We start from the raw sequence: 25105 nt of genomic DNA on the forward strand, positions 1-25105 counted from the left end.
CGTCAGCCGGCGGTGCGCGGGGTCTCGGCGATCGCCCCGGGCAGCCAGTCGGCGACGCGGCCGAAGCCGAAGCCCAGGGCCGAGGCCCGGCCGTTGTCCATGGCGTAGGCGCGGTCGAAGGAGAAGGGCGAGGCGGCGGCGCCCGGCCCGACCACCCGGTACCGCGGCCGGCGCCCGACCCGCTCCGCCACCGCCTCGCAGAGCGCGATCACGTCGGGCGCGCCGTGGGAGGCCGCGTTGACGGGCCCGGTGAAGGACTGTTCCGCCGTCCAGTACAGAAATTCGGCCATTTCGTGGTGATGGATGAACGAGGTGGCGTACGGGGCTTCGTGGACGTCGACGGGGGTCCCGGCGCCGATCCGCTCGACGTAGTGCGCGAGCCGCCCGGTGAACTCCGCCGGGCCGCCGCCGAGGACGTGCGCGGCGCGCACGCTGACGTAGGGGAAGGCCGCATCCCGCAGGAAGACGGCCTCGGCCTGCCGCTTCCCCTCGGCGTAGACGTACGCGGGCCAGGGCCCGGGCGCGCGGCCCGCCTCCCCCGCGAGCGGAAGCCGCACCGGGTCGAGCGACGCCTCGGCGACCGGGGCGGGGTCGACGGGGGCGGGGCCGGCGGGGAGCGTGGCCGGGTCGTAGACCTCCATCGTCGAGGTCATGACGTAGCGTCCGGTCCGCCCGGCGAACACCCTTCGGGCGATGGCGGCCTGGAGGGGCGTGTAGCAGACCTGGTCCACGACCACGTCGAAGTCGCGCGCGCCCAACGCCGCCCGCAGCGCTTCCTCGTCGTCGCGGTCGGCGACGAGACGGTCAACGCCGTGCGGTGGTGCGCCGGAGCCCCGGTTGAGGACGGTCACCTCGTCGCCCGCCTCACGCGCCCGGGTGACCAGGGTCTTTCCGAAATACCGGCTGCCGCCGATGACAAGAATCCGCTTCATGCGTTCGACTCTGCCGTTGTATCGTCCCCAGCGGTACTGACCAGCTGCTGAACGCGTCGTAAGGAAAACTGATGATCGATGTGCAGCGGCTGCGGGTCCTGCGGGCGGTGGCCGAGCACGGCAGCTTCAACCGGGCCGCCGGCGCCCTGCTGTTGACCCCGTCGGCCGTCTCGCAGCACATCGCGGCGCTGGAGCGCGCGGTCGGCCACCCGGTGGCGGTGCGCAGCACGCGCGGGGTCACCCTCACCGAGCCCGGCCGACTGCTGGTGGAGGCCGCCGAGTCGATCTCCGCCGAGCTGGACCAGGTCCGCCACGCGATCGACCGGCTCACGGCGCAGCGGCCGCGCCTCACCGTCGCCACCTTCACCAGCGGGGGCCGACACCTGCTGCCCGCGGCTCTCGCCCGGTTCGTGGAGGCGCATCCGGAGGTGGAGCTGACGGTGCTGGAGAGCGAGCCGGAGGGCGCGGCGGCGATGGTGCGCGGCGGTGCGGCCGATCTCGCGCTGGCCTACCACTTCGACGGGCCGCCGCCCGTGCGCCCGGGTGAGCGCCCGGGGCTCGACTGGGTTCCCCTGATGGAGGATCCGCTGTGGCTGGTGCTGCCGCCCGGCCACCGCCTCGCGGACCGGCCGACGGTGGACCTGGCCGAACTGGGCGCCGACCGCTGGGTGCTGGGCTGCCTCAGGACGGAGGCCTACCTGCGCCGGTACGCGGAGCTCGCCGGCTTCGACCTCCGGGTGGCGGCCTCCACCACCGACTACTTCTTCGCGCAGACCCTGGTCGCGGCCGGGGTCGGGGTCTCCCTGATCCCGCACGTCTCGCTCACCGGGGCAGGGGAGTCGACCGCGGTCCGCGTCGAACCTCCGCGTCCCGCCCGGCACTTCGGGCTGGTCCTCCCCCGCCTGCGCCGCCCGCACCTCCATACCCAGGCGCTGGCCGCCGCCCTGACCGCTGCCGCCACCTCGCCCCACACCCCGACCGGAGAGCGCCCTTGAACCACCTCCTGTGCGGGCCTCGCCGACGAGGAGCGGCGGGTCATCCCGCAGGTGCCGGAGGGGGGCCCGGGCGCGGAGCGGTGGCCGATCCGGGGGTCACCAGGCCCGTCTCGTAGGCGAGGACGACGGCCTGGGCCCGGTCGCGCAGCGACAGCTTCGCGAAGATGCGGGCCACATGGGTCTTCACCGTGGCCTCGCTCAGCGTGAACTCGCGTGCCAGCTCGGCGTTGGAGAGCCCGTGCCCCATCAGGGTCAGCACCTCGCGTTCGCGCGGGGTCAGCGCGGCCAGCTCCTGGTGGACGGCGTCCACGGCGACCCGGTCCGCGGCGGCCGCGCCCGGGCCGCAGCGCTCCACCAGGCGGCGGGTGATCGACGGGGCGAGCAGCGCGTCGCCGGTGCCGACCAGGCGGACGGCGGCGGCGAGGTGTTCGGGGGTGACGTCCTTGAGCAGGAAGCCGCTGGCCCCGGCGGCGAGGGCGGCGTACACGTACTGGTCGAGGTCGAAGGTGGTCAGCATGATCACCCGGCAGTACGGGGCCTCGGCGAGGATGCGGCGGGCGGCCTCCAGGCCGTCCATGTTCGGCATCCGGATGTCGAGCAGCACGACGTCGGGGCGCAGTCGGCGCACCGCGGCGACGGCCTCCACGCCGTCGGCGGCCACGCCGACCACGTCGATCCCGCGGGCGGTCAGGATCAGCCGGAAGCCGGTCCGGACCAGGTCCTGGTCGTCGGCGATCACCACACGGGGCGCGGGCCCGGCCGTCTCGTCCGGCGTGGTCACGGCCGCTCCAGCGGAAGCCGGGCGCGCACCCGGTAGCCGCCCCCGAGGCGGCGGCGGGCGTCGAGGTCGCCGCCGTAGACGGCGACGCGCTCACGCAGGCCGATCAGTCCGCGGCCGGTGCCCTCGGCCTTCGGCCCGGGTGCGCCTCCCGTCAGCACGCTGGGGCCGCCGCCCAGCACCTCCACCCGCAGCGCGTGCTCCTGGTACCGCACCGTCACCTCGGTCCTGCCTCCGTCCCCGTGTTTGAGCGCGTTCGTGAGCGCCTCCTGGATGATCCGGTACGCCGTGACGTCGATCCCGGCCGGGAGCGGGCGCGGCTCCCCGGATATCCGTACCTCCACCCGCAGGCCGGCGAAGGCGAACCGGTCGATCAGCGGGCTCAGCCGGGCGAGGCTCGGCTGCGGCGCCAACCGGGTGGCGCCCGAGGCCTCGTACGGTTCGTCCGCGCCGTCCTGGGCGGGGGCGAGCAGGCCCAGCAGGTGCCGCAGTTCGGTCATCGTGTTCCGCCCGGCCCGCTCCACGGCGCCCATCGCCGCCTCGGCCTCCTCGGGCAGCGTGGCGAGCACCTCGCGGGCGGCCCCGGCCTGGACCACCATCAGGCTCACGTTGTGGCTGACGATGTCGTGGAGCTCCGCCGCGATCCTGGCCCGTTCGGCGTCGACGGCGCTGCGGGCGGCGCCCTCGCGCTCCCGCTCCAGCAGCCAGCCGCGCTCCTCGAGCGCCTGGCGGTGGCCGCGCCGGGCGCGCAGCAGGGCCACGCCGAGCGCGCCGGCCACGGCCGCCGACACGCAGGCCGCGACCGCGGCGATGACCGTCCCCACCTCGAACTCCCCCACCCCGTAAGCCTTGGACGCCATTGTGCCGGACGGCCCGCGTACATCCCCAGGATGACCTGCTCGTACGGTTACATCCGGGGGCCGACGCCGGGCCCGCGGGCTCCGCCTTAGGTTCTGGCCATGACAACTGATCACGACACTGCGCGGCAGGTCGTCGTACGGCTGGACGGTGTGCACAAGGAGTACGGCGACGCCAAGGCCCTGGACGGCCTGTCGCTGGAGATCCGGGCCGGGGACGCGGTGGCCGTGATGGGCCCGTCCGGCTGCGGCAAGTCCACGCTGCTCAACATGGTGGCCGGGCTCGACCGGCCGACCTCGGGCACCGTCGAGGTGCAGGGCCAGGACCTCGGCGGGCTGAACGAGACCGGGCTGGCGCTCTTCCGGCGCCGGCACATCGGCATGATCTTCCAGTTCTTCAACCTGATCGACGACCTGCCGGTCCTGGACAACGTGGCGCTGGCCGCCCAGCTGACGGGCACCCCGGCCCGGCAGGCGCGCCGCCGGGCCCTGGAGCTCCTCGACGAGCTCGGTGTGGCGGACCGCCGCAACAACTATCCGGCGACGCTCAGCGGCGGCGAGCGCCAACGGGTGGCCGTGGCCCGCGCCCTGATGAACCGTCCGGCGCTGCTGCTCGCGGACGAACCGACCGGCGCCCTCGACAGCCGTTCGGGCGAGCAGGTGATGGACCTGCTGATCGACCTCAACCAGATCGGCCAGACCCTGCTGATCGTCACGCACGACCCGCAGTTGGCCACCCGGTGCGCGAGCCGTCTGGTCGAGGTCGCCGACGGCCGGGTCGCCCGGCAGAGCGCGCTGGAGGCGAGCGCGTGAGCGCCGTGTGGCGGGCCTCGCGCGCGGCGGTGCGGCGCCGCCGGCTCCAGACGTTCGTCATCGGACTCGTCGTGCTCTGCTCGACCACGACCGTCCTGCTCGCGCTGGCGCTGCTCGACGCCGCCTCCAGCCCCTTCGACAGGGCGTACGCCGCCCAGCGCGGCCCGCACACCGTGGCGACCTTCGACACGGCGAAGGCGTCGCCGGAGCAGCTCGCGCGGACCGCCCGCCGGCCCGGGGTGGAGGCCGCGGCCGGGCCGTTCGAGCAGCGTGTCCTGGACGTTCCCGCAGGCTGGCTGTGGATGGCGGGCGGCTCGCTCACGGTGGTGGGCCGGGCCGACCCGGGGGGCCCGGTGGACCGGATCGAGCTCCTGGAGGGCCACTGGGCGACGGCGCCCGGCGAGATCGTCGTCGGCTGGAACTCGGGCGGCTCCCCCGAACCCCGGGTGCTGGGAACCAGGCTGGAAGTCCCCGGATCCGCCCCGCTGACCGTCGTCGGGGTCGCGGCCGGGGTGAGCAGGTCGGCGGGCGCCTGGGTCTCGCCCGAGCAGATGACCGCGCTGCGTCCGTCCGCCGCGCAGATGCTCTACCGCTTCACGCACTCCTCGACGGACGCCGAGCTGGCCGCCGCGCTGGCCGGGGCCACCGCCGAACTGCCCGAGGGGGCGGTGACCGGCACGCAGACCCATCTCGCCCTGCAGCAGGCCTTCTCGTCGCTGGCCGACGCCTACCTCCCCTTCATAACGCTGTTCGGTGTGCTCGGCCTCCTGGTGTCCGCCCTGATCGTCGGGAACGTCGTCAGCGGGGCGGTGGTGTCCGGGTACCGGCACATCGGTGTGCTCAAGGCACTGGGCTTCACCCCGAACCAGGTCGTCACCGTGTACCTGACGATGACGGCCGTGCCCGCGGTCGCCGGCGCCGTCCTCGGCACCCTGCTCGGCAACGCACTGGCCGTGCCCGTCCTCAGGGTCGCGTTCTCGGGTATCGAGACGGGCCGGGCCGCCGTCGGCGAGGTCGGTGCGTGGGTGTCCGTCGTCTGCCTGCTGGGGATGCCCGCCCTCGTCCTGCTCACCGCCCTGATTCCCGCGCTGCGGGCGCACCGGCTCCCGGCGGCCCGGGCGATCAGCGCGGGCGGCGCCCAGCGGACCGGGCGCGGACTGCGCGTGCAGCGCCTGCTCGGCGGCACCCGGCTGCCGCGCGCGGTCAGCATGGGCCTGGGCCAGCCGTTCGCCCGGCCCGGCCGCACCCTCATGACGATGGCGGCCATCGTCCTCGGAGTCACCACGGTGACCCTGGCGACCGGGCTGACCAGCACCATGCTCGCGTTCGGCGAGGCCGGCCGGGGCGGCGGCGGTGCCCGGATCCATGTGGAGGCGGGCGGCCCGCTCAACGACCGGCCCGCTCCCGCGCTCGGTGACGGCCCGACCGAGGAACGGCTGAGGTCCCTGCCCGGTGCGACCGGGGTACGGGCCCGCGGGCTGGCCCAGGTGAGCCTGGTCGGGCAGGTCCGGCCCGTCTTCGCCAACTTCTACCGCGGGGACGACCCCGCGGCCGCGGGCCGGATCGCCCGGGGCCGGGAGGTGCGGGCGGCCGGCGAGATCACGGCCGGGCCCGCCTTCCTGACGCAGAACGGGCTGAAGGTCGGCGACCGGGTCACCCTGGAGCTGAACGGCAGGCAGGTGGCGGCGACCGTCGTGGGTGAGCTCGTGGAGGGCAACGCGCGGGCCCTGGACGCCGGCTGGCAGACCTTCCGCCAGCTGTCACCACAGGCCGGCGCCACCGAGTACGAGGTGCGCCTCGCGGCCGGGGCCGACGTGTCGGCGTACGTGGCGGCGGCCGAGGCGATCGATCCCGGCCTGCGCGTGTCGGTGCTGGACAGCGCGAACGCCGGCACCGTCACCGTCGTCGCCTTCTCGTCGGTGTTCACCGTCCTGCTGAGCATCGTGGCGGCGCTCGGCGTCTTCAACACGGTCCTCCTGAGCGTCCGGGAGCGCCGCCGGGACCTCGGCATGCTCAAGTCGATCGGGATGACCCCGCGGCAGGTCGTGGCGATGACCGTGACCTCGGTGGCGGGTGTGGGCGCGGTCGGCGGGCTGCTCGGCGTCCCGCTCGGGCTGGTCGCGCACCGGCTGATCGTGGACAACGTCGGGGTGGTCACCTTCCCGGAGTCGATGAAGGACGTCTGGGACGGCCCGCTCTTGGCCGGTCTGCTGTCGGCGGGGGTCGCGATCGCGGTGCTCGGCGCGCTGGTACCGGCCAGGGCGGCGGCCCGCATGACGATCGCGTCGGCCCTGCACACCGAATAGGGCCGCGCTCCGGGGTGCCGCCGACGACCCGTCCCGGCCCGTCCCGGGTGAATTCGTCACCTCCCCGGGCCGGGGGTCGTTAGGGCCTGGGGGTTGACTCGGGGGCGAAGGGATGACGGAATGCGGCAGTTTCCTCTGGAGATGCACCACATGGCACCCGGCCGGGTGGTCGAGTGGCGGCTCAGGTCCTCGGCGGCGGAGGCCGCCGACACGGGTGACCCGGTGGGCAGGAAGGCGTCCTTCAACCAGGACAAGCACTTCACCGTCGCCGAGGAGAGCAGGGCCGCCGACGACCCGGTCGCGTCCTGGGTCGCGGTGACCTTCGAAGTGACCGGGCTGCTCGACGAGCAGGCCCTGGCGCAGTCCCTGCTCTCCTTCGTGCAGCGGCACGAGGTCCTGCGGTGTGCGTTCCGCCGACTGGCGGGCGAGGTGGCCTGCGAGCCGTACGACCCCGCCGGACTGACCCTCGAACCCCGGCAGGTGGGCACGTTCGAGACCTCCGGCCTGCTGCGCGAATTCCTCGTCGAGCGGTTCAAGCGGAGCATCGACACCCTCTCCTGGCCGCTGTTCATCATGGGTGCGGTGGAGCGCGAGGACTCCGCGACGGTCTACCTCGCCTTCGACCACATCGTCTGCGACGGCATGTCGATGCCGATCGTGGCCCGCGAGGTGTCCACCCGCTACGAGGCCCTGTGCCGCGGCGAGGGCGTCGAACTGCCGCCCGCCCCCAGCTACCTCGACTTCGCGGAGGAGCAGCGCCGCCGCTACCTGTCCATCGACCCGAGCGACGAACGCCTGGGCTACTGGAAGGCGTTCATGGGGCAGGCCGGCGAGTTCTTCCCGCGCTTCCCCCTCGACCTCGGCGTCGAGGAGGGCCAGATGTACCCGATCGTCAACGAGGCCTCCACCCTCCTGGACGCCGCCGAGGCCGAGGTGTTCGAGAAGACCTGCCTGGCGGCCGACGGCAAGCCGTTCATGGGGGTGCTCGCCTCGGTCGCCGTCTGCCTGCGCGAGGCCGGCGGCCCGGGCGTCTACCGCGGCCTCATGCCGGTCAGTGAGCGCGGCCGGGACACCTGGGCGCATTCGGTGGGCTGGTTCGTCAACACCCTGCCCATCGAGTTCGATGCCTCGCCCGGCCGGGACTTCGCCCAGGTCATGGCCTCCGTCCGGGCGGGCTTCAGCGAGATGATGAGCCATCTCGACGTGCCGTTCGTCCGGGCGTGGCAGTTGCTGGCGCCCGAGGAGTTCGCCGCCCGCTCCTGGCCGTACCCGGTGAATTTCTTCTCGTACATCGACATGCGCAAGTGCCCGGGGGCCGAGCGCCACGACGAGTGGCGTCCCACCACCCACGTGTGGTCGGCGCGTGCCAACGGGGCCTGTTCGTGGTTCCAGCGGGACAGGGACGGGATGCACATGAACTCGATCTACGTCGACACCCCGGCGGCCCGCCGGACCATGGGCGACTTCCAGGAGGCGCTGCGCCTCACCGTCCAGGAGATCGCCCGGTCCGGCGGGTTCCGCCGGCCCATCGCGCTGACCACGCCGCGGCGGCCCCTGCAAACCCCGCTGGACGTGGCCGCGTTCGCCCGCCGCGGCTGATCCGCCGCCCCGGCATCAGACCGGCCGGGCCGCCGCCCGCAGACCGGCCGCCGAGGTGCGCCGCAACACGGCGATCCCCACGGCGAAGGCCCAGCAGACGAGGAGGGCGGCGGTCAGCGGACGGGCGGCCGAGTCGGCTTAAACCCACCGGGCGAGGGATGGGGGATCCGGGACGCCCCCGGACTGCCGCGGCGCTCAGAGGCGGGCCGCGCGGCCCAGCAGCAGGGTGCGTTCCTGCGCGTTGTGCGTGAGGGAGGCCGCCCGCTCGAACTCCGCGCGGGCCTCCCCGGTCCGGCCCAGCCGCTCCAGCAGGTCTCCCCGTACGCTCGGCAGCAAGTGGTAGGCGCGCAGGGCCGGTTCCCGGGCCAGGGCGTCGACCAGCGGCAGGGCCGCCTCCGGCCCCTCGGCCATCGAGACGGCCACCGCCCGGTTGAGCTCCACCACCGGGGACGGGACCAGCTGGACGAGCCGCCCGTACAGGGCGGCGATCCTCGGCCAGTCCGTGTCCTCGTAGCGGACCGCCGCCGCGTGGCAGCCGGCGATCGCGGCCTGGACGGAGTACGGGCCGTTCCCCGCGCGGCCCAGCGCCCGGGCGCCCCGGTGGATGAGCATGCGGTTCCATCGGGCCCGGTTCTGGTCGGCGAGCAGCACCGGTTCCCCGTCGGGGCCGGTGCGGGCGGCGATCCGGGAGGCCTGGAACTCCAGCAGCGCGGCCAGCCCGTGCGCCTCGGGCTCCTCGGGCATCAGGGCGGCCAGTACGCGGGCCAGGCGCAGGGCGTCCTCGCACAGGGCGGGGCGGACGAGGTCGTCCCCGGCGGTGGCCGCGTACCCCTCGTTGAAGACGAGGTAGATGACCTCCAGTACCGAGGAGAGCCGGGCTTCGCGCTCGGCGCCGTAGGGGACCTCGAAGGGCACCCCCGCCTTGGCCAGGGCCCGCTTCGCCCGGACGATGCGCTGGGCGACGGTGGCCTCGGAGGTGAGGAACGCGCGGGCGATCTCCTGGGTGGTCAGCCCGCCCATCAGGCGCAGGGTGAGCGCGATCCGGGCCTCGGTGGCGAGGACGGGGTGGCAGGAGGTGAAGATCAGGCGCAGCAGGTCGTCGTCGATGTCCTCGGGGTCGGCCGGCTCGTCGGGCGGCGGCACGTCCTCCAGGCTCCGGCCGACCTCCGCGAGCTTGCGCGCGTAGGTCTCCCTGCGGCGGACGAGGTCGATCGCGCGGTGTTTGGCGGTGGTCATGAGCCAGGCGCCCGGGCGGTCCGGGACGCCCGCCTGCGGCCACTGCTCCAGCGCCGCGACGAGGGCGTCCTGGGCGATCTCCTCGGCGATGCCGACGTCCCGCACGACGCGGGCGACACCGGCGATGATCCTCGCGGATTCGATCCTGAACACCGCTTCGACCGCCTGGGCCGCACTCACTGCCGTCACGGCCACCCATCAGAGCAGCCGTGACGGGGCAGGGCAAACGCGGCGCGGGCGCGCCGGGATCACATCTCCTGGATCTCCCGTACCTCGGCGCTCACCTTCCATTCCACCGGGTGGATCTCGAGGAACCGCCGGGTCCACTCGATGGCCTCGGCCTTGTCCTTGCACTGGGTGAGGGAGTAGCCGCCGACGACCTCCTTGGTCTCGGTGAAGGGGCCGTCGGTGTAGCTGATCTTCCCGCCGGACCAGCTGAGGCGGGTCCCCGCGGAGGTGGGGAGCAGCCCGGCGGTGTCGAGCATGACCCCGGCCTTGGTGATCTCCTCCAGCAGCGCGCCCATGCGCTGCTCGAACTCGGGCGGGAACTCGTCGCTGGGCAGGTCCTGCTCGTCGATGCGGATCATCGTCAGGAAGCGCGGCATGGTGACTCCTCGGTCAGGAGGGCGGGGACTCTCCCCGCCTCTCACCCCTGCGTCGAACGGGAGACGCCCGGATCGACAGCCTCCGCGAAATTCTTCGGAGATTTTCCCGGGGCGGCCACCTCGGTCCCCCATCCGGCCGACGCACCGGGGCGCCGGGCGGCCGGACGGGATTTCGCCGCCGGACCTCACGAAGCCCACCCACACCTCGCTACTCACGAGTAGGATCGCGGGCCCGGACACCTTCGAGAGGATCCCCCGATGCCCCGCGTCTCCTCCCCCCACCTGCTGGCCGGCCTCCTGGCCACGATGGCGGTCGCCCACGCGGCCGTGCCCGGGAAGTTCGACGCGACCATCCCCCGTTCGCTGCCGGGCAGCCCGCGGGCGTGGACGTACGGAAGCGGGGTGGCCGAACTGGCCCTCGCCGCCGGGGTCGCCCACCCGCGCACCCGCCGGGTGGCCGCGCTGGCCACGGCGGCGTTCTTCGTCGGCGTGTTCCCGGCGAACGTGAAGATGGCCGCCGACGCGCGCCGCGCCTCCCCCGCCGTCCGGGCGGTGACACTGGGCCGGCTGCCCCTGCAGGTGCCGCTGGTGCTCTGGGCCCGCAAGGTGAGCCGGGGCGCCTGAGGCCGCCGGGACGGACCTTGCCGTCAGCGGCTGTCGCCCGTCCAGTCCCAGTGGCCCGGGTCCCCCGCGCGGCGGCGGTAGTGGGCGCGGCCGCCCGCTCCGTAGCGCCCTATCTCCGTGGGGAGCCTGGCCTCTTCGGCGAGCTGGGGCGCACTCCAGCCCGTGATGTCCAGGAGGAGCCCGTCGAGCGGCCCGCCGACCAGCTCGCCGTAGGTGTGTCCGGATCGCGGTCCGGGGTCGGTGTCCTCGTGGTCGGCGCCGTAGACCCGGCGCCGGAGCATCCTGTCGTCCATACCGCTCAGCTTCACAGCCACCACTGACAACGGCCCGGGCGGCCGCGGTCCGGTGCGGCGGCGATGATGGGGGCCGCCCTCCCGATCCGGGGAGGCGCACGAGAGAGGAGCGACACGCATGGCACGTCGGGTGCACCAGCCACTGGAGGACCAGGAGTTCGACTTCATCCTCTCGATGACGACCGGGCCCGTTCTCGCGTACTTCTGCGGCTCCTGGCCCAAGGCCGTCGAGGCGTGCCGCGCGATGGACGCCGTCGTCGGGGACCTGGCCGAGGAGTACGGGACGCGGTTCACCGCCGTCCGCACCGACATGACCCGCTGCCCCGGGCCGACCAGGCGTTACGGGGTGGCGGGCGCGCCGACCGCCGTGCTCATCAAGGACGGCGAGGCGGTCGCGAGCCAGGCGGGGCCGATGACGCACGTGGAGTTCCGGGCGTTCCTGGACGCCCACCTCTGAGGGTTCCGGGGTTCTGGAGTTCCGCGGTTCCGAGGGCTCAGAGCAGGGCGACGGCGCGGCGTTCCCGTGCGAGGGAGCCGTCCACCAGGCCGGCGAGCTCGTCGAAGAGGGCGCGCCGCCCCGGGGCGTCCGTGTCCGGGCCGGCCGCGCGCGCCAGTTCCGCGAGCCGGGACCAGTTGCCGGCCGAGTCGCGGAACAGAGCGGCCGCCTGCGGCCGTCCGGCGAGGTCGAGGAAGTCCGCGTAGAGCGGGCGGGTGGCGCCGGGTGCGGTCCACTCCTCCTCCAGGCACGCGTACAGCCGCCGGGTCCCCGCGAGGAAGGCCTCCGGGGAGCCGAAGCGGCGCTCCCAGCCGGTCCGGGTGCGGCCGTCGCGCAGCTGGGCGGCGAGCTTCTCCATCCCGGAGAAGCCGAAGTTGACGTCGAACCTGTTGCCCAGCACCGGGCCGGTGAGACGGGCCGCGGTGGCGGCCACGGCCCCGTCGACGTCGGGGGCGCCGGCGGCGGGGCCGGTGGGTACGAGCATCCGGTGACGGCCCTTGCGGTGGCCGGCCCAGGCCTCGCCGAACTCCCGCGCCGCGATCCGGTACGCGGCCGGGGCCCCGTCCTCGACGTACAGGCTGTCGCCCTCGTACCCGGCGAGGACCACGGTGTACCGATCGGCTCCGGCCCTCTCGTCCGGGGTACCGCCGTGCCAGGGGAGCCGGGACCGGTCGACGGTGCAGAACACCGGCCGGCCCGCGTCGAGGGCGGCGTGCACACGGTCCCAGCGGGGCCGCGCGCCGTGGGTGACCTCGTAGGGGACGCGGAGCCGGTCGAGGGCGGCTTCCACCCAGGGATCGGGGTGGGCCTGCGCGACGATCGTCGGCAGGGGCGGGTGCCCGGCGTACTCGAACACGAAGTACATGAAGCCGATCCCGCCCGCGAGGCCCGCGACCAGTTCCTCCGCGTGCACGCTGCCGAGTGCGTGCCGGACGAGTGAGCTCTCGCGGTGCCGCCCGGTGCCGAAGTCGGCGTACAGGAGTCCGGTGGGCTTCGGCCGGGGTGCCTGCTCGGTCATCGGGCCGGCGAAGCCGCCGGCCCGACAGCGGACTTCCTGTACAGTTGTCCAGGAAATACGCCATCGACCCTGAGAAGTGGAGGCGGCCATGCACACGGTCGCATCGATCCTGATCGGCCTCGTGGCCGCGCTGCACGTGTACTTCATGGTCCTGGAGATGTTCCTGTGGCAGCGGCCCCCGGGCCGCGCGCTGTCCGGCTTCGACGCGGACACCGCCCGTCTCACTGCGCCGCTCGCCGCCAACCAGGGCCTCTACAACGGCTTCCTCGCCGCCGGACTGGTCTGGTCGCTCGTGATCGACTCGCTCGCCACCCAGATCTTCTTCCTCGTCTGCGTGATCGTCGCCGGGATCTACGGCGCCGCGACCGCCAACCGCCGGATCCTCGTGGCCCAGGCCCTGCCCGGCGCCCTCGCCCTCGGCGCGGCGCTGCTGGCCGCGTGAGCCCGGAGGACCCGCGCGCGGACGACCCCCGCGCGCAGGACCCGCGCACGGCCCGGACGAAGGGGCGGCTGCGCGAAAGCCTGCTGGCCGAGTGCGCGGACCGGCCGCTCGCCGAGGTCAGCGTCTCGGCGGTGGTCCGCCGGGCCGGCGTCGGCCGCGCCACCTTCTACCTGCACTACGAGGACCTCACCGCGCTCGCCGTGGACGCGTGCGCGGACGTGGTGCACGCGGCGGTCGACGCCCTGCACGCCTGGCAGACCGGCCCGTCGCCGCTCCCCCCGGCCCGGCCGCCCGCCGCGCTTGCCGGCTTCCTGGCGGCGGCGGCCGACCGGGCGCCGCTCTACCGCACCCTGCTGCTCCCGGGCGGCGGCGGCCCGCTCGGCCGGCGCCTCCACCGGGAGCTGCGCGCCCGGGCGCGTGCGGAACGGGCGGCAGTGGGCGCCCCGCACCCCGAGCTGGTCGCGTCGGCGGTCGCGGCCGCGTTCACCGGCGTCCTCGCGGACTGGCTGCACGAGGACATCCGGGCGGATCCCGAGGCCCTGGCGGACCACCTGTGGCGGCTGCTCCTGGCCCTCCACCGGGCGATCGGACCCGGCGGCGCGCCGGAGGCGGCCAGGACCCGGTAGCGCTCGCCGGGGGCGGCGCGGCCCGGAACGCGCGAAGCCCCGCCGGGCCGACCGGCGGGGCTTCACGTCACGGGCCCGGCCCGTGAAGTGGACTACCTGAGGGGAACCACCTTCTCAGCCTGCGGGCCCTTGGGGCCCTGGGAGACGGAGTATTCGACGCGCGCGTTCTCCTCCAGCGACTTGAACCCGGTGGTCTCGATCGCGGAGAAGTGCACGAACACGTCGGGGCCGCCGTCGTCCTGCTGGATGAAGCCGAACCCCTTCTCCGAGTTGAACCACTTCACGATGCCTGTTGCCATCTGGCTGATCCTTCACAACGTTCCACTGCGGGCCGCACACGCGGCCGTCTCGATCCTGCCCAAGCGTCCCCCGGAGCACACGCCGAACGCGGCCAACCGGGGCGCGGCGCGCATTCGAACTTCTGACCGTCTTGTCAGTGAAAAGAGGGATCGGCTCCGCCCGAAGCCGTTCACGCACCGCCGTCCGCGGCGGGCAGCGATGCGGTCGACCGCGGCCGCGGCGCTGCCGCGAGGGCACGCCGCGGCCCGCTGACGCGGCAGCCGAGGCAGTCGGCGTGCCCCGCACGGGCGCCGGTGTCCCGGGTGCGCCAGTCCCAGTCGGCCTCCGGCCGGGGGCCGCTCGGCTTGCCCCACCCGGCGAGGTGCAGCAGCCAGGTGACGATCCCGGCCACGGCGACGACGCCGAGGCCGATCCAGATCCCGGGGATCCAGGCGGCGCACACGGCTCCGCCCGCTCCCGCGAAGCCCACCAGGGCCAGGGCGGTCCCGGTCCAGCCGGCCACCGTGTGGCCGAGATCTACGTGGCCGTGCGCGCTCATGATTCTCCCTGGTCGGACCGGCAGCAGTACGCTCGGAAGCGGGAAGCTTATTTCGCGAGGTAAGCATCTCACTTACTAAGTAACTTAGATCCTAAGGAGTATGTGGGTGCAGGGCAAGACCCGCCCCCCGGCCACGGCCGGCGAGGCGATTGCGCGCATGGACCAGTACGTCGCCCTGGGCATCGTCGGCCAGCAGGAGGTGGCACAGCTGCTCGGGCTCAACGTCACCGATCTGACCTGCCTGGGGCACATCCTGGGCGCCGGGGACGCCCCGCTCGCCGCCGGTGACCTCGCCGGGCTGCTGGACCTCACCACCGGGGCCGTCACCGGGGTGCTCAACCGCCTCGAACGCGCCGGATACGCGCGGCGCGTCCCCGATCCGGCCGACCGGCGCCGGGTCCGGGTGGTGGCCGACCCCACGGCGGCCGCGCGGGTCGTCGCCGTGTACCAGCCGATGTACGACCGGCTGGCCACCCTCTTCGCCGACTACACCCCCGACGAGATCGCCGTGATCGCCGACTGGTTCGGCCGCGCGGCGGTCGAGATCCGCGCACACTGCGCGCAGGTGCGGTCAGGGGAACTGACCGCCGGGGAGTCCTAGCCCCCGCTGGTACCATGGGCGGTTGACCATCTACTTCTTTCTCCCCCGCTTTCTCTCTGCTTCGAAAGGTCCTGCATGAGGAACCCGTCAGCTCATGGGCGCTTCGGTGTGAAGGGCGGTGCCAAGGCCGGTGCCCGGACCCCCGCCAAGGCCCCCCGGACCCTCGGCCCGCAGGGTGAGTTCACGATGCACGCGCCGAAGGAGCCGGCGCTGGCGCCGGTGGCGTCCTTCGCCGAGCTCGACCTGCCCCTTGAGCTGGTGGAGACCATGGCCTCGCTGGCCGTGACGGAGCCGTTCCCGATCCAGGCCGCGACGCTCCCGAACGCCCTGGCGGGCCGGGACGTCCTCGGCCGCGGCCGGACCGGCTCGGGCAAGACCCTCGCCTTCGGCCTGGCGCTGCTGGCCCGTACGGCGGGGCAGCAGGCGGACCCGAAGCGCCCGCTGGCGCTGGTCCTCGTACCGACGCGCGAGCTGGCGCAGCAGGTGACCGAGGCGCTGGAGCCGTACGCCGCGGCCCTGAAGCTGCGGATGGCCACCGTGGTCGGCGGGCTGTCCATCGGCCGCCAGGTGAGCTCCCTGCGCACCGGCGCCGAGGTCGTGGTGGCCACCCCCGGGCGGCTCAGCGACCTGGTGGGGCGGCGGGACGTACACCTGGAGCGCGTGAAGATCACCGTGCTCGACGAGGCCGACCAGATGTGCGACATGGGCTTCATGCCGCAGGTCACCGAGATCCTGGACCAGGTGCACCACGCGGGACAGCGGATGCTGTTCTCCGCGACCCTGGACCGCAATGTCGACCAGCTCGTCCGGAAGTACCTGAAGGACCCGGTCTCCCACTCCGTCGACCCGCAGGCGGGCGCGGTGTCCACGATGGACCACCACGTGCTGCACATCCACGCGGCCGACAAGGTCTCGGCGGCGACCGAGATCGCGGCGCGGGACAACCGTGTGCTGATGTTCCTCGACACCAAGCACGGGGTCGACCAGTTCGTGAAGCACCTGCGGGCCATGGGCGTGCGGGCGGAGGGCCTGCACAGCGGGAAGTCGCAGCCGCAGCGCACCCGGACCCTGGCGCAGTTCAAGAGCGGGGCCGTCACCGTCCTGGTCGCGACGAACGTCGCCGCGCGCGGCATCCACATCGACGACCTCGACCTCGTGGTCAACGTCGACCCGCCCGCCGACCACAAGGACTACCTGCACCGGGGTGGTCGCACCGCGCGGGCCGGCGAGTCCGGCCGGGTCGTCACCCTCGTCACCCCGAACCAGCGCCGGGACATGGTCCGCCTGCTCTCCGACGCCCGGATCCGGCCGACGATCACGCAGGTGCGCTCCGGCGAGGCGGCACTGACCCGCATCACCGGCGCCAAGGCCCCCTCCGGAGTCCCGCTGGCGGGCTCCGCGCCGACCGACGCCAAGGGCAGGCCCTCGGGCTCGGACCTGGCGTTCCGCGGCATGGGCACCCGCCCGGGCCGCGGCAAGGAGTCCCGCAAGACGATCGAGGCCCGCCAGCAGGCCGAGGCCCGCCGCGCGGCCCGGGTACGCCGGGGCGCCTGACACGCGTACACCCCACCGCGCCCCCGGACCGGCTCGGTCCGGGGGCGCGGTCCGTGTCAGGCCCTGCGGCGGCGGTTCCGCGCCACGATCGCGCGGGTGACCACGGGCGGGAGCAGGTCCTTGGCCAGCTTGCGCCAGCGGACACCGGGCCTGCGCGCGGCGGCGGGAGCGGGGACCGGCGCCGGTTCCACCCGCGGCGCGGGGTGCAGGGGCTGCGGGGACGCCGACGCGACCACGCCCTGGTCCGTGAGGCGCACCAGGGGGCGCCCGTCGATCATGTCCACGTCATGTCGGAGGTCGGTGCGCTCCTCCAGCCACGCGAGCAGCGCCGCCTGGTGGGGCGCCGGGTCGCCCCAGGTCGCGTACAGCTTCATGGCCGAGGTGCATATGGGGTGCAGTTCGCCCGTGACCACCGCGGCCCACACCGCGGCCGCCACGCCGGGGGTGTGCTCGGAGCGGTAGTCGTCGAAGACCACCACGGCATCCGGGGCCGCGACGAGACGCGAGGACGCGATGTCCGTGACGACGTGCTCGTACAGGTGCGAGGCGTCGATGTGCACGAACCGGCAGCTCGCCGGCTTGACCTCGTCGGCGACGACCGAGGTGGGGGCCTGGATCAGCGTCGGCAGCGCCTCGTGGAAGGCCAGGTAGTTCGTCTCGAAGCCGCGCCGCGTGAGCGTGGGGTAGGACTCGCGGTTCTCGGCGATGTTGAAGTCGTCCGTCGCGGGCGAGTCGAAGAGGTCGCACACGGTGAATTCCTCACCGGGCCGGAGGTACCCGCCGAGAAAGATCGCACTCTTCCCCATGAAGGCGCCGAGCTCCAGCAGGTCGCCCAGCTGCCCCTCGCCGCTGTTCTGACGCGTCAGGAACCAGTCGAAGAGCACCTGGTCGTACGCCGAGAACCAGCCTTTGACCTCGTCGTACGTGGTGGGGACGAGCGGAGCGGGCTCACCGTCGGTGGTCGTGACGGAAGCTTGTGAAACGTGCGACACGGAGAGTCATCCTCCAGCGAAGTGGCATCGGTCTTCACGCTGATACCCGGCCGGGTAACGGCACCCTAAGCCCTGGACGGACGTGTGACGAGACGTGCGCGGGATTGGCCAGTTATTTGCTCTGCGTACCCCGTGCGGTGTGCTGGACCTCGCTCCGGCGATGCAGCCGCCCGCCGACGGGCGCCGCGGTGAGCCGGGCGGCGGACCAGGGCTCTCGGCGCCGGTGCCCGGGAGGCGCGGCGTCATCGGAAGCGGATCTCATCACGTGTCGAGCGGCAGCTCCAACAGCTCTTCCGGTGACCGGAAACCGGAGCGCCGGTAGAGCGGGCTGCTGCGGTCCGACGGCCAGACGACCAGGGTGTCGAATCCGGCGCTGCGCGCGTGCAGTTCGAGCGCTTCGAGGAGCGCCGAGCCGATTCCCCCGTTCCGTCGGGGCGGCGTGACGAAGAAGTTCGTCACGGCCTCCTCCAGGGGCCGAACCGGAACCGGCGGCTGCCCCTCGTGGCCCTCCTGCTTGAACGCCCAGCGCAGTTCGGCCAGTCGGCGCGCATCGTCGGGCCTGGCCGGCCGCACGGTGAAGTCCGTGGTCATCGGAGACGTCCCCCCGTCACCCGAGGGGCTTCCCGTCGGGCTCGTCATCGTCGGCGGCCCGGTAGTGGTACGCGTCCGCCCACCAGTCGTCGTCCAAGTCGTCCTCCAGGTCGTCCTCCAGGTCGTCGTCCTCGTCGACGGCACCGCGCCACATTCGGTCGTCGTCGGCGCTCCGGCGGATGCGCAGCCGCTGCCGCTCGTCCAGCGCGGCGAGAGCCGGATGGCACTGCGTACGGACCCGGTCCCCCAGCGGGTCCTCGCAGGCCGTGCGCGCGCGGACCGCCCGGCCCGCGACCTCGGCGTACCCGAGCGCCGCGAGGCACCCGGCGGCCACCACGGCGGCGGCCCACCCCCGGACGCCGTGCGGGCGGGCCAGCACCAGCAGCATGCCCACCGCACACCAGAAACCGACCAGCAGGACGATGCCGACGCAGCCGCAGCAGTTCATCAGCCGCCCGGGCTCCCCCGGATCCCGCGGGATCCGCGGGATCGGGGGCAACAGGGCGTCCTGTTCCCTCTCGTACGCTTGGCGCCGTATCTGGTACTCCGCGTCGTACCGGTTGATCCAGCCGATCGACACCGGCTCGGGATCGTACCGGCGTACGGCTTCCAGCAGGGCGGCGGGCAGCGGGTGGGCCGGCGGCGGCCGGCCGGGCTCGCGGCCCTCCTCGGTCAGCCGCGCCGCCCCGGGCCCGTCGATGTCGAGGTACCCGCCGAGCAGCAGCTCGGCGGCCGCCGCCTCGACCTCCTCGGACTTCAACGCGGAGGCGTGGTACGGCTCCAGGTCCAGGGCGGCGACCAGTGCGAGGACCGCGCGCCGCTTCCGCGCCCGACGCCACCACCGCAGGCCGATGACCGCGTACACGGCGGTGGCCACGGTGAACGCGGATACGGCGAGGACCAGTTGGAGCACGCCCCGAGGCTACGTCCGCGAACGCCGGGGCGGACACGTGTTTTCCGGCGGCCGGCTCATCGGAACGTCCCTTGGTCCTCAGAACGCGGAGCTGCGGCGCAGGCGTTCGGCGGCTGCGTTGCGGACGCGGCGGGTGCGGGCGTCGGTGGCCAGCAGGGTCAGGGCCTCGTACGAGGTCAGCAGGCTGACGGCGGTGCGCTGGCACCAGTCGGAGGCGGCCGCTAGCTCCTCGGCGGACCAGGGCTCGCCGCGGGTGACGGCCTTGAGCAGGTTCCACTCCCGCAGCCGGCGCTCGGGGAAGGCCCGGCCGGCGAGGGCGGCGGCGATGGCCCGGGACCAGGCGGGGAACTCCTCGGCTGCAAGCAGTCGTACGGCTCGCCGGTCGAGGTGGGTGACCACCGCGCTCTCGGCCATCACCCGGTCGGGGTCGCGCAGCACCTCGGCGACGACCTCCGCCTCGGACTCCGCCCCCGGGCCCGGCGCCGCGGCAAGGGACTCCAGGTGGCGGGCGTAGCGCCAGTGCTCGCGGGGCGCGTCCGCATCGGGGCCGCTCATCGCGTCCCGCGCCGGTATGCCTGTGGCGGGTCGCTGCTGGTCGTTTCCACTCCGCATGGCACCCATTCCACACGACCTCCACGCGCGGCCGGCGGTCAGGGTGCCGTCAGGGCCTGTTCAGCGGTGCGGAGCCAGCATCAGGGCCTCCGCACCGACCGGTCGGTAGCCCGCGGCCTGGAAGGCCCGGATGCTGCGCGCGTTTCCGGTGGCCTGCTGGGACCAGACCGGCTGCCCGCCGGGGACGAGGTGGCGGGCGGCGCGGGCCAGTTCGCGGCCCAGTCCGCGGTGGCGCACGCCCTCGTCGACCTCGATCGCCGCCTCCCAGCGGCCCGCGACGCCGCGGCCGAGGACGAGCACTCCCCCGGCCGCCGACCAGACGCGTACGTCGTGACGGCGGCGCAGGGCCCTGCGGACGCGGGGGTGGTCGGGGTCGGTCGTCTCCACGAGTTCCAGTGCGGGTGCGCCGGGCAGCGGGCCGGCGACGGTGAGCAGGTCGATCGTGTCGGTGCCGCGTCCCGTGCGGTCGAGGAGCGCGGCCAGGAACCGGGGGTTCATGGTGGCGGCCAGCGCATCGCAGTCGAGGGCGGCGAGGGTGGCGTGGACCCAGTCCGGGTCCTCGTCGGTGAAGACCACGGAGTGCGCGGTGAAGGCGATGACGCCCGCGTCGCGCCGGTGCTCCTGCGGGACCACGGTCGTGCGGCCGTCAGGTGGCGGGAACCGCCCCTCGGCCGCCGCGTCCAGGATCTCCGTCAGTGTCCGTCCCATGACCGTCAGACCTGCTCGAAGTGGAAGGACTTGATGAAACAGTCGCGGGGCTGGCCGATCGCGAAGAAGATGCAGTCCACCAGCGACTGCGACGTGAGCGGGTCCTTGGCCGTGCGCGGCGCGCCCTCCCAGGACTCCGACAGCGGGTCGTGGTTGTCGAAGTCCGGTGGGTACAGGGAGATCACGCGGACGCCCTGGTCGCGCAGCCTGCGGGAGAGGATCTCGGTGAAACCGGCCTGGGCGCTCTTGGCGGCGTAGAAGGCCGCATGGGCGTCGGACCGGTGGTGGCCGGCGTCCCCGCAACCGGAGACCATGGTGACGATGTCCGGCTTGGCCGACTTCAGGAGCAGCGGGAGGAAGGCCTTGGTGGCCAGGACGGTGCCGGTGGCGCCGGAGGCGAGGGTGTCGGTCACGTCCTCGTCGGAGGCGGACAGCAGGTCCGTGCCGTGCTGGTAGCGGGAGCCGTTGTTGACGAGCACGTCCACGTGATCGGTGCGGGCGGCGACCGCGGCGGCGAACTCCCGTACGGAGGCGGGATCGGTGAGGTCGCAGGCGTAGGCGTGGACACGGTCCGCGTCGTGGCCCTGGGCGCGGATCTCCTCGCGGACGCGCTCGGCGGCTTCGAGCGTGCGGGCGGAGAGGTGGATTTCGGCGCCCCGGCTCGCGAAACGGAGGGCGAGGGTACGCCCGAAGTCGCGGCCGGCGGCGGTGATGACGACGCGGTGGTGCTCCAGTGCCATGTCTGCGCTCCTGATTCGTGGTCTATACACATGATCTCAGGTGCGGTGCGGGGCGGTGCGGGGTGGTCGGACCGGGGGACCGGGGCGCGGAGGGCACGGCCGCGGACGCGGACGCGTACCGGCTCTCCGCGCCCTGCCTCAGGCCTCGCCCGCCTCCTGCTCCGCCTCCGGCAGCGGAGCCCCGGTTTCCAGCAGGGTCTTGAGGCTGGACGCGAGCATCGGCCAGGCCCGTCCGCACATGCCGATCAGGGTGCCGCCGGGTTCGAAGTCCTCGTGCAGGATGGTCAGCCGTGCGAGGGTGTCGCCGACGGGCTCGATCTCGTACGTGACCTTCGTACGGCGCTCCTTCGCCAGTTCGGCCCGCAGCTCCTCGCCGATCCCGACCGAGGCCGCCCACTGCGGGGTGAAGGTGTGCCAGGTGTAGGAGAGCAGGCGGTCCGGGACGCAGCCGAGGACCACCTGTTCGGGGTCGCTGGTACGGGCCCCCCGCTCGACCCAGTCCATCGGCGAGCCCACCGCCCAGTCGGTCTCGAAGCTCAGGCCCCAGTACCGGCGGGTGAAGGCGGGCTCGGTGAGGGCCTGCCAGACCCTGGCGGGATCGGCCTGGATGTACAGGGTGTAGGTGATCGCGCTGTCGCTCATGGCCCCATGCTGCGGGACCGCGGACCGCGGACGCCGGATTTCCCGATCATGGCGGTGGCCGCGGTCACTCCACGTGGAAGGCGAGCCCGCACAGCCCGAGGCCGGCCCGCGCCGCCGCCCGCCAGGCACGGAGCGGGCCGTCCAGGACGCTTTCGCGGGGCTCGGAATCCAGCCAGATCTGCCGCTGCGCCCGCGCCCGCTCCTCCGGGCCGAATCCGAGAGCCCGCTCCACCGCGGGCAGCGCCCCGCGCACCTCGGCGGCGGTCAGCACGAAGTTCCCGCACCAGCCGGGCAGCAGGGCCGCGCGTTCGGGGCCGATGGCGTGGAACAGGGCGCTGACCGGGTACGCCTTGCTGTGCACCGACACGAACATGAGCTCCTGGTCCGGCTGCCGGTCCCAGATCTCGTCCACGAACGGGAACGTGCACAGGTCGTCGACGTGGCGGCCGGGGCGGGTCAGGTCCTGGAAGGAGCGGATCGCCTCGTCCTCGGCCGGGGTGCCGGTCCACCAGGTGCGGTGGTCGGGGAGCGGCGCACGCTGCCAGGCCGCCCAGCGGCGGCGGGCCCGCGGGCAGGTGCGGTCGGCCTCCACGGCCGCCGCGGTCCGCTGCGCGAGGTCCGCGATCACGGAGTCCTCGTGGCAGCTGATCGACCAGGCGCTGGTGAATCCCATGCCGCCGACGGTAGGAGGCGCCACTGACATCGCCGCGGCCGGCGTCACCGGCACCTCACCGGCGGGCGCCCTCACCGGGGAGTTCCGTGGGCGGGGTGCGGACGGGCGCGGGAAGGCCGAAACGGGCGCGGGCGGCGTGGACCGCGGCGAGCTCGTCGTCGCCCGCCCGCCCCCAGTCGCTGAGTTCGCGTACCTGTTCGGGGGTGGCCAGCAGGTGCGCGAACTCCGGGTCCGCGCCCGCCGGGAGGACGGTGGGGCCGGTGAGCCGGGCCGTGGTGCGGGCGTGGACGCCCTGCTCGCCGTGCCGGTAGCCGAGCGGGACGGCGTCCTCGGTGGATCCGGCCGTCGGGGGCGGCAGGTGCGCGGCGCCGGTGGCCCGGGAGACCAGCAGCAGGACCCGGCCGTCCGGGGCGAACAGCCAGGCCGACCGGTCCCGTACGGGCAGCCGCTCCGGGACCGGGCCCGGGTGCCAGGCACCGTGCTGCGGGACCCGCCGGGTGCGCAGGACCCCGAGCCGGTCGAGGGCGGTCGGCGCGGTGGGACGGCCGTCCTCCAGCAGGGCGGCGCCGGAGCCGTTGACGCGGGCACGCAGGGCGGACAGGGCGCGGCGGGCGTCGCCGGGGTCCATCAGGGCGGGCAGGTCGGCCGGTTCGGCGAAGTGGATGCCGGTGATCTCCTGGGCCGGGAGGCGGACGGCACCGATCCGGTCGGGGGTCCAGGTGCCGCCGTCGTAGACGTGCAGGATCTCCCCGGGGAAGCCCATCTCGGGCGGGAAGCCGGGGGTGTCGGCCGGAATCCAGTCCACGGCGAGGCCGCGCGGGTAGCGGCCGTCGACGCCGAGTTCCTCGCGCAGCTCGCGGGCGGCCGCCGCGGACGGCGCCTCGCCGGCGTCCACAGCCCCGCCGGGGAGCAGCCGGTCGGTGCGGTAGTCGACGCTCTGGACGAGGATCCGGCCGCAAATGTCGGTGACGAGGACGACGGCCGCGGTCCACACGGCGGCCCGGGAGGCCCCGTACTCCGCCGGGGTCATCCAGGTACCCGTCCGCTCCCGCTCGTGTTCGTCGATCGCGCCCTGGTCGGTCAGCTGCGGCATCGGACTCCGTTCACCGTGGGTGGACCTGCCGGCCTGTGCAACAGCGGGCACGGCTCCCGGGTTACGGCGACCCGCCCGCCCTCCCCGACACCCCACGTCTTTGCCACCCCTATACCTCCTTATTACTTGGTTATGTACTCCCTGGTACGTTCCAGATGCGGACCGGCAGCGTAAAAGCCGCCGGTCCGACCAGTCTTCACGCACCGACCGGACCTCACGGACCCAGGAGAGACCCACCCATGCGACGCGCCTCCCCCACGCGCACCGGCAGCGGCCCGAGGGGCGCGGAGGAGACGGCCCCGGCCGGGAGGTCCGCGGGGTCCGGGGCGTCCGGCGGCCGCCTGGCCGGGATCGACGCCGTCCGGGGACTGGCCGTCCTCGGCATGTTCGCCGTGCACGTCGGCCCCGGCCCGGTGCCGGAGGGCGCCGGTTATCTCCTCGTCGCGGCCGACGGGCGCGCCCCGGCCCTCTTCACCCTGCTCGCCGGCTTCTCCCTGGTCCTCGCCCAGCGCGGGCCCGACCCGGCACGGCGCCCGCAGGGCTGGGCGCGCCGCTGGCGCCCCCTGCTGATCCGCTGCACGCTGCTGGCCGTACTCGGTGTGTGGCTGGCCTCGTTGTGGCCCGGAATCCTGGTCATCCTGGCCTTCTTCGCCGTGTACTTCCTGGCGGCCGAGCCCTTCACCCGGCTGTCCACCCCGGTGCTCACCGCCGTGGCGGCGGTCTCGGTGGTGGCGGGCCCGCTGCTGTCGTTCCTGCTGGGCCCGGTGTTCGGCTACGGGGCGTCGGGGCGCGGGCTGGTCCCGGAGGCCGCCGATCTGGCCAGTTGGTCCGGGCTGGGCACGGTGCTGCTCGAGCTGCTGCTCACGGGGGCGTATCCGCTGGCCACCTACTTCCCGTACGTGCTGGCCGGGATGGCGCTCGCCCGGCTCTGCGACGTGCGGGAGCGGTCGGTGGCCCGGCGCATGGCGGTGTGGGGCACGGTGGCCGCCTTCGCCGGATACGGCTCCGCGTGGCTCGCGAGCCATGTGTTCGGCGCCCGGCAGCGGCTCTTGGAGGCGATCGCCGTCCACCATCCCGAGGCCCTGTCCGCGGCCGATCCCGTACGGGAGGTGCTGCAGGGTCAGTACGGCGCCGTGCCCAGCACCTCCTGGGACTGGCTGCTGGTGGCCGATCCCTACAGCCAGACCCCCCTGGAGACCCTGGGCAACGCGGGGGTGGGCTGCGCCCTCATCGGCCTGTGCGCGCTCGCCGCGCGGCACGGGGTGGGCGCGCGCCTGCTGCGGCCGCTCACGGTGCTCGGGGCGATGGCGCTGAGCGCGTACGTCGTCCACGCGCTGGTACTGGCGGGCCCGGCGCACGGCGCCGCGTCCTGGTCCGCCTGGCTGGCCTTCAGCGGCGCGGCCCTGGCGCTGACCTGGGCCTGGCAGCTGGTCTGGGCCGACAGCCCGCTGCGCCGCGGCCCGGTGGAACACGTGCTCCGGCTGGCCACCTCGGGGCGTGGCCGGGCCTGAGCGCGCACCGTCACCCG

29 protein-coding genes are annotated in these 25105 nt (G+C 74.0%); 11 read left to right on the plus strand and 18 right to left on the minus strand.

The window, feature by feature from the left end; all coding sequences use genetic code 11:
* Nucleotides 1-2 precede the first annotated feature (2 nt).
* Complete coding sequence (locus tag JYK04_RS05750; RefSeq protein WP_189742547.1) at nucleotides 3-932, minus strand: NAD-dependent epimerase/dehydratase family protein; 930 nt, start codon at nucleotides 930-932, stop codon at nucleotides 3-5.
* A 71-nt stretch (nucleotides 933-1003) separates the two neighbouring features.
* Between JYK04_RS05750 and JYK04_RS05755 the strand changes: the two genes are divergently transcribed.
* Complete coding sequence (locus tag JYK04_RS05755; RefSeq protein WP_189742549.1) at nucleotides 1004-1927, plus strand: LysR family transcriptional regulator; 924 nt, start codon at nucleotides 1004-1006, stop codon at nucleotides 1925-1927.
* A 40-nt stretch (nucleotides 1928-1967) separates the two neighbouring features.
* On the opposite strand, the gene JYK04_RS05760 is transcribed toward JYK04_RS05755, so the two are convergent.
* Both JYK04_RS05760 and JYK04_RS05765 read right to left on the minus strand, forming a co-directional pair.
* Nucleotides 1968-2708, minus strand: a complete 741-nt coding sequence (locus JYK04_RS05760; protein ID WP_189742551.1) for a response regulator — start codon at nucleotides 2706-2708, stop codon at nucleotides 1968-1970.
* Nucleotides 2705-3544, minus strand: coding sequence for a sensor histidine kinase (locus JYK04_RS05765; protein ID WP_229876274.1), 840 nt, complete (start codon nucleotides 3542-3544; stop codon nucleotides 2705-2707). Before JYK04_RS05765 ends, JYK04_RS05760 begins: the two co-directional genes overlap by 4 nt.
* A 120-nt stretch (nucleotides 3545-3664) precedes the next feature.
* Between JYK04_RS05765 and JYK04_RS05770 the strand changes: the two genes are divergently transcribed.
* From JYK04_RS05770 to JYK04_RS05780, 3 genes are all read left to right on the plus strand, one after another.
* Nucleotides 3665-4375 carry an ABC transporter ATP-binding protein gene (locus JYK04_RS05770; RefSeq protein WP_189742555.1) on the plus strand — a complete coding sequence of 237 codons (711 nt, stop codon included), beginning with the start codon at nucleotides 3665-3667 and terminating at the stop codon, nucleotides 4373-4375.
* A complete protein-coding gene (locus JYK04_RS05775; protein WP_189742557.1) occupies nucleotides 4372-6681 on the plus strand; it encodes an ABC transporter permease in 2310 nt (769 codons plus the stop codon). Before JYK04_RS05770 ends, JYK04_RS05775 begins: the two co-directional genes overlap by 4 nt.
* Before the next feature lie 120 nt (nucleotides 6682-6801).
* On the plus strand, nucleotides 6802-8280 hold the full coding sequence (locus tag JYK04_RS05780) for a condensation domain-containing protein (RefSeq protein WP_189742559.1): 1479 nt from the start codon (nucleotides 6802-6804) through the stop codon (nucleotides 8278-8280).
* Between the two features lie 195 nt (nucleotides 8281-8475).
* Here the strand turns inward: JYK04_RS05780 and JYK04_RS05785 are convergent, their stop codons facing one another.
* Both JYK04_RS05785 and JYK04_RS05790 read right to left on the minus strand, forming a co-directional pair.
* Nucleotides 8476-9696, minus strand: a complete 1221-nt coding sequence (locus JYK04_RS05785; protein WP_189742785.1) for an RNA polymerase sigma factor — start codon at nucleotides 9694-9696, stop codon at nucleotides 8476-8478.
* 68 nt (nucleotides 9697-9764) lie between these two features.
* Nucleotides 9765-10121, minus strand: a complete 357-nt coding sequence (locus JYK04_RS05790; protein WP_189742561.1) for a YciI family protein — start codon at nucleotides 10119-10121, stop codon at nucleotides 9765-9767.
* A 258-nt stretch (nucleotides 10122-10379) separates the two neighbouring features.
* Here JYK04_RS05790 and JYK04_RS05795 point away from each other — a divergent pair, with 258 nt between their 5' ends.
* Nucleotides 10380-10745, plus strand: coding sequence for a DoxX family protein (locus tag JYK04_RS05795; protein WP_189742563.1), 366 nt, complete (start codon nucleotides 10380-10382; stop codon nucleotides 10743-10745).
* A gap of 23 nt (nucleotides 10746-10768) precedes the next feature.
* On the opposite strand, the gene JYK04_RS05800 is transcribed toward JYK04_RS05795, so the two are convergent.
* On the minus strand, nucleotides 10769-11038 hold the full coding sequence (locus tag JYK04_RS05800; RefSeq protein WP_189742566.1) for a hypothetical protein: 270 nt from the start codon (nucleotides 11036-11038) through the stop codon (nucleotides 10769-10771).
* A 118-nt stretch (nucleotides 11039-11156) separates the two neighbouring features.
* Between JYK04_RS05800 and JYK04_RS05805 the strand changes: the two genes are divergently transcribed.
* On the plus strand, nucleotides 11157-11495 hold the full coding sequence (locus JYK04_RS05805; RefSeq protein WP_189742568.1) for a thioredoxin family protein: 339 nt from the start codon (nucleotides 11157-11159) through the stop codon (nucleotides 11493-11495).
* Between the two features lie 37 nt (nucleotides 11496-11532).
* Here JYK04_RS05805 and JYK04_RS05810 read toward each other — a convergent pair whose 3' ends face one another.
* Nucleotides 11533-12552: a BtrH N-terminal domain-containing protein gene (locus JYK04_RS05810; protein WP_189742570.1), complete on the minus strand. Its 1020-nt coding sequence runs from the start codon at nucleotides 12550-12552 to the stop codon at nucleotides 11533-11535.
* Nucleotides 12553-12640: 88 nt separating this feature from the next.
* On the opposite strand from JYK04_RS05810, the gene JYK04_RS05815 reads away from it, so the two are divergent.
* Together JYK04_RS05815 and JYK04_RS05820 are read left to right on the plus strand one after the other, a co-directional pair.
* Nucleotides 12641-12994, plus strand: coding sequence for a DUF1304 domain-containing protein (locus tag JYK04_RS05815; RefSeq protein ID WP_189742572.1), 354 nt, complete (start codon nucleotides 12641-12643; stop codon nucleotides 12992-12994).
* Nucleotides 12991-13620, plus strand: a complete 630-nt coding sequence (locus JYK04_RS05820; protein WP_189742574.1) for a TetR/AcrR family transcriptional regulator — start codon at nucleotides 12991-12993, stop codon at nucleotides 13618-13620. Before JYK04_RS05815 ends, JYK04_RS05820 begins: the two co-directional genes overlap by 4 nt.
* 92 nt (nucleotides 13621-13712) lie before the next feature.
* On the opposite strand, the gene JYK04_RS05825 is transcribed toward JYK04_RS05820, so the two are convergent.
* Both JYK04_RS05825 and JYK04_RS05830 read right to left on the minus strand, forming a co-directional pair.
* The gene (locus JYK04_RS05825) at nucleotides 13713-13919 is read right to left on the minus strand and encodes a cold-shock protein (protein WP_033213830.1); all 207 of its coding nucleotides are present in this window, start codon (nucleotides 13917-13919) and stop codon (nucleotides 13713-13715) included.
* 170 nt (nucleotides 13920-14089) lie between these two features.
* On the minus strand, nucleotides 14090-14458 hold the full coding sequence (locus JYK04_RS05830; protein ID WP_189742576.1) for an HGxxPAAW family protein: 369 nt from the start codon (nucleotides 14456-14458) through the stop codon (nucleotides 14090-14092).
* A gap of 106 nt (nucleotides 14459-14564) precedes the next feature.
* On the opposite strand from JYK04_RS05830, the gene JYK04_RS05835 reads away from it, so the two are divergent.
* Complete coding sequence (locus JYK04_RS05835) at nucleotides 14565-15059, plus strand: MarR family winged helix-turn-helix transcriptional regulator (RefSeq protein WP_189742578.1); 495 nt, start codon at nucleotides 14565-14567, stop codon at nucleotides 15057-15059.
* A 75-nt stretch (nucleotides 15060-15134) separates the two neighbouring features.
* Nucleotides 15135-16613 carry a DEAD/DEAH box helicase gene (locus JYK04_RS05840; protein ID WP_189742580.1) on the plus strand — a complete coding sequence of 493 codons (1479 nt, stop codon included), beginning with the start codon at nucleotides 15135-15137 and terminating at the stop codon, nucleotides 16611-16613.
* Between the two features lie 56 nt (nucleotides 16614-16669).
* Here JYK04_RS05840 and JYK04_RS05845 read toward each other — a convergent pair whose 3' ends face one another.
* The 9 genes from JYK04_RS05845 to JYK04_RS05885 form a co-directional block, all read right to left on the minus strand.
* Entirely contained in the window at nucleotides 16670-17605 is a 936-nt protein-coding gene (locus tag JYK04_RS05845) for a class I SAM-dependent methyltransferase (protein WP_189742582.1), read from the minus strand.
* A gap of 261 nt (nucleotides 17606-17866) precedes the next feature.
* Nucleotides 17867-18196 carry a GNAT family N-acetyltransferase gene (locus tag JYK04_RS05850; protein WP_189742584.1) on the minus strand — a complete coding sequence of 110 codons (330 nt, stop codon included), beginning with the start codon at nucleotides 18194-18196 and terminating at the stop codon, nucleotides 17867-17869.
* 16 nt (nucleotides 18197-18212) lie between these two features.
* Nucleotides 18213-19109, minus strand: a complete 897-nt coding sequence (locus JYK04_RS05855; RefSeq protein ID WP_189742586.1) for a hypothetical protein — start codon at nucleotides 19107-19109, stop codon at nucleotides 18213-18215.
* A 78-nt stretch (nucleotides 19110-19187) separates the two neighbouring features.
* The gene (locus JYK04_RS05860; RefSeq protein WP_229876275.1) at nucleotides 19188-19721 is read right to left on the minus strand and encodes a hypothetical protein; all 534 of its coding nucleotides are present in this window, start codon (nucleotides 19719-19721) and stop codon (nucleotides 19188-19190) included.
* Nucleotides 19722-19781: 60 nt separating this feature from the next.
* Nucleotides 19782-20429 (minus strand): GNAT family protein, encoded by a 648-nt coding sequence (locus JYK04_RS05865; RefSeq protein ID WP_189742588.1) that lies wholly within the window; start codon nucleotides 20427-20429, stop codon nucleotides 19782-19784.
* 5 nt (nucleotides 20430-20434) lie between these two features.
* Entirely contained in the window at nucleotides 20435-21169 is a 735-nt protein-coding gene (locus JYK04_RS05870) for an SDR family oxidoreductase (protein ID WP_189742590.1), read from the minus strand.
* A 138-nt stretch (nucleotides 21170-21307) separates the two neighbouring features.
* Complete coding sequence (locus JYK04_RS05875) at nucleotides 21308-21811, minus strand: SRPBCC family protein (RefSeq protein WP_189742592.1); 504 nt, start codon at nucleotides 21809-21811, stop codon at nucleotides 21308-21310.
* 64 nt (nucleotides 21812-21875) lie between these two features.
* Entirely contained in the window at nucleotides 21876-22484 is a 609-nt protein-coding gene (locus JYK04_RS05880) for a hypothetical protein (protein WP_189742594.1), read from the minus strand.
* Nucleotides 22485-22539: 55 nt separating this feature from the next.
* Complete coding sequence (locus JYK04_RS05885; RefSeq protein WP_229876277.1) at nucleotides 22540-23577, minus strand: NUDIX domain-containing protein; 1038 nt, start codon at nucleotides 23575-23577, stop codon at nucleotides 22540-22542.
* Nucleotides 23578-23816: 239 nt separating this feature from the next.
* Between JYK04_RS05885 and JYK04_RS05890 the strand changes: the two genes are divergently transcribed.
* Complete coding sequence (locus JYK04_RS05890) at nucleotides 23817-25088, plus strand: DUF418 domain-containing protein (protein ID WP_189742596.1); 1272 nt, start codon at nucleotides 23817-23819, stop codon at nucleotides 25086-25088.
* Nucleotides 25089-25105: the final 17 nt, after the last annotated feature.

The organism is Streptomyces nojiriensis, assembly GCF_017639205.1.
In the GTDB taxonomy this organism is placed as follows: Bacteria; Actinomycetota; Actinomycetes; order Streptomycetales; family Streptomycetaceae; genus Streptomyces; species Streptomyces nojiriensis.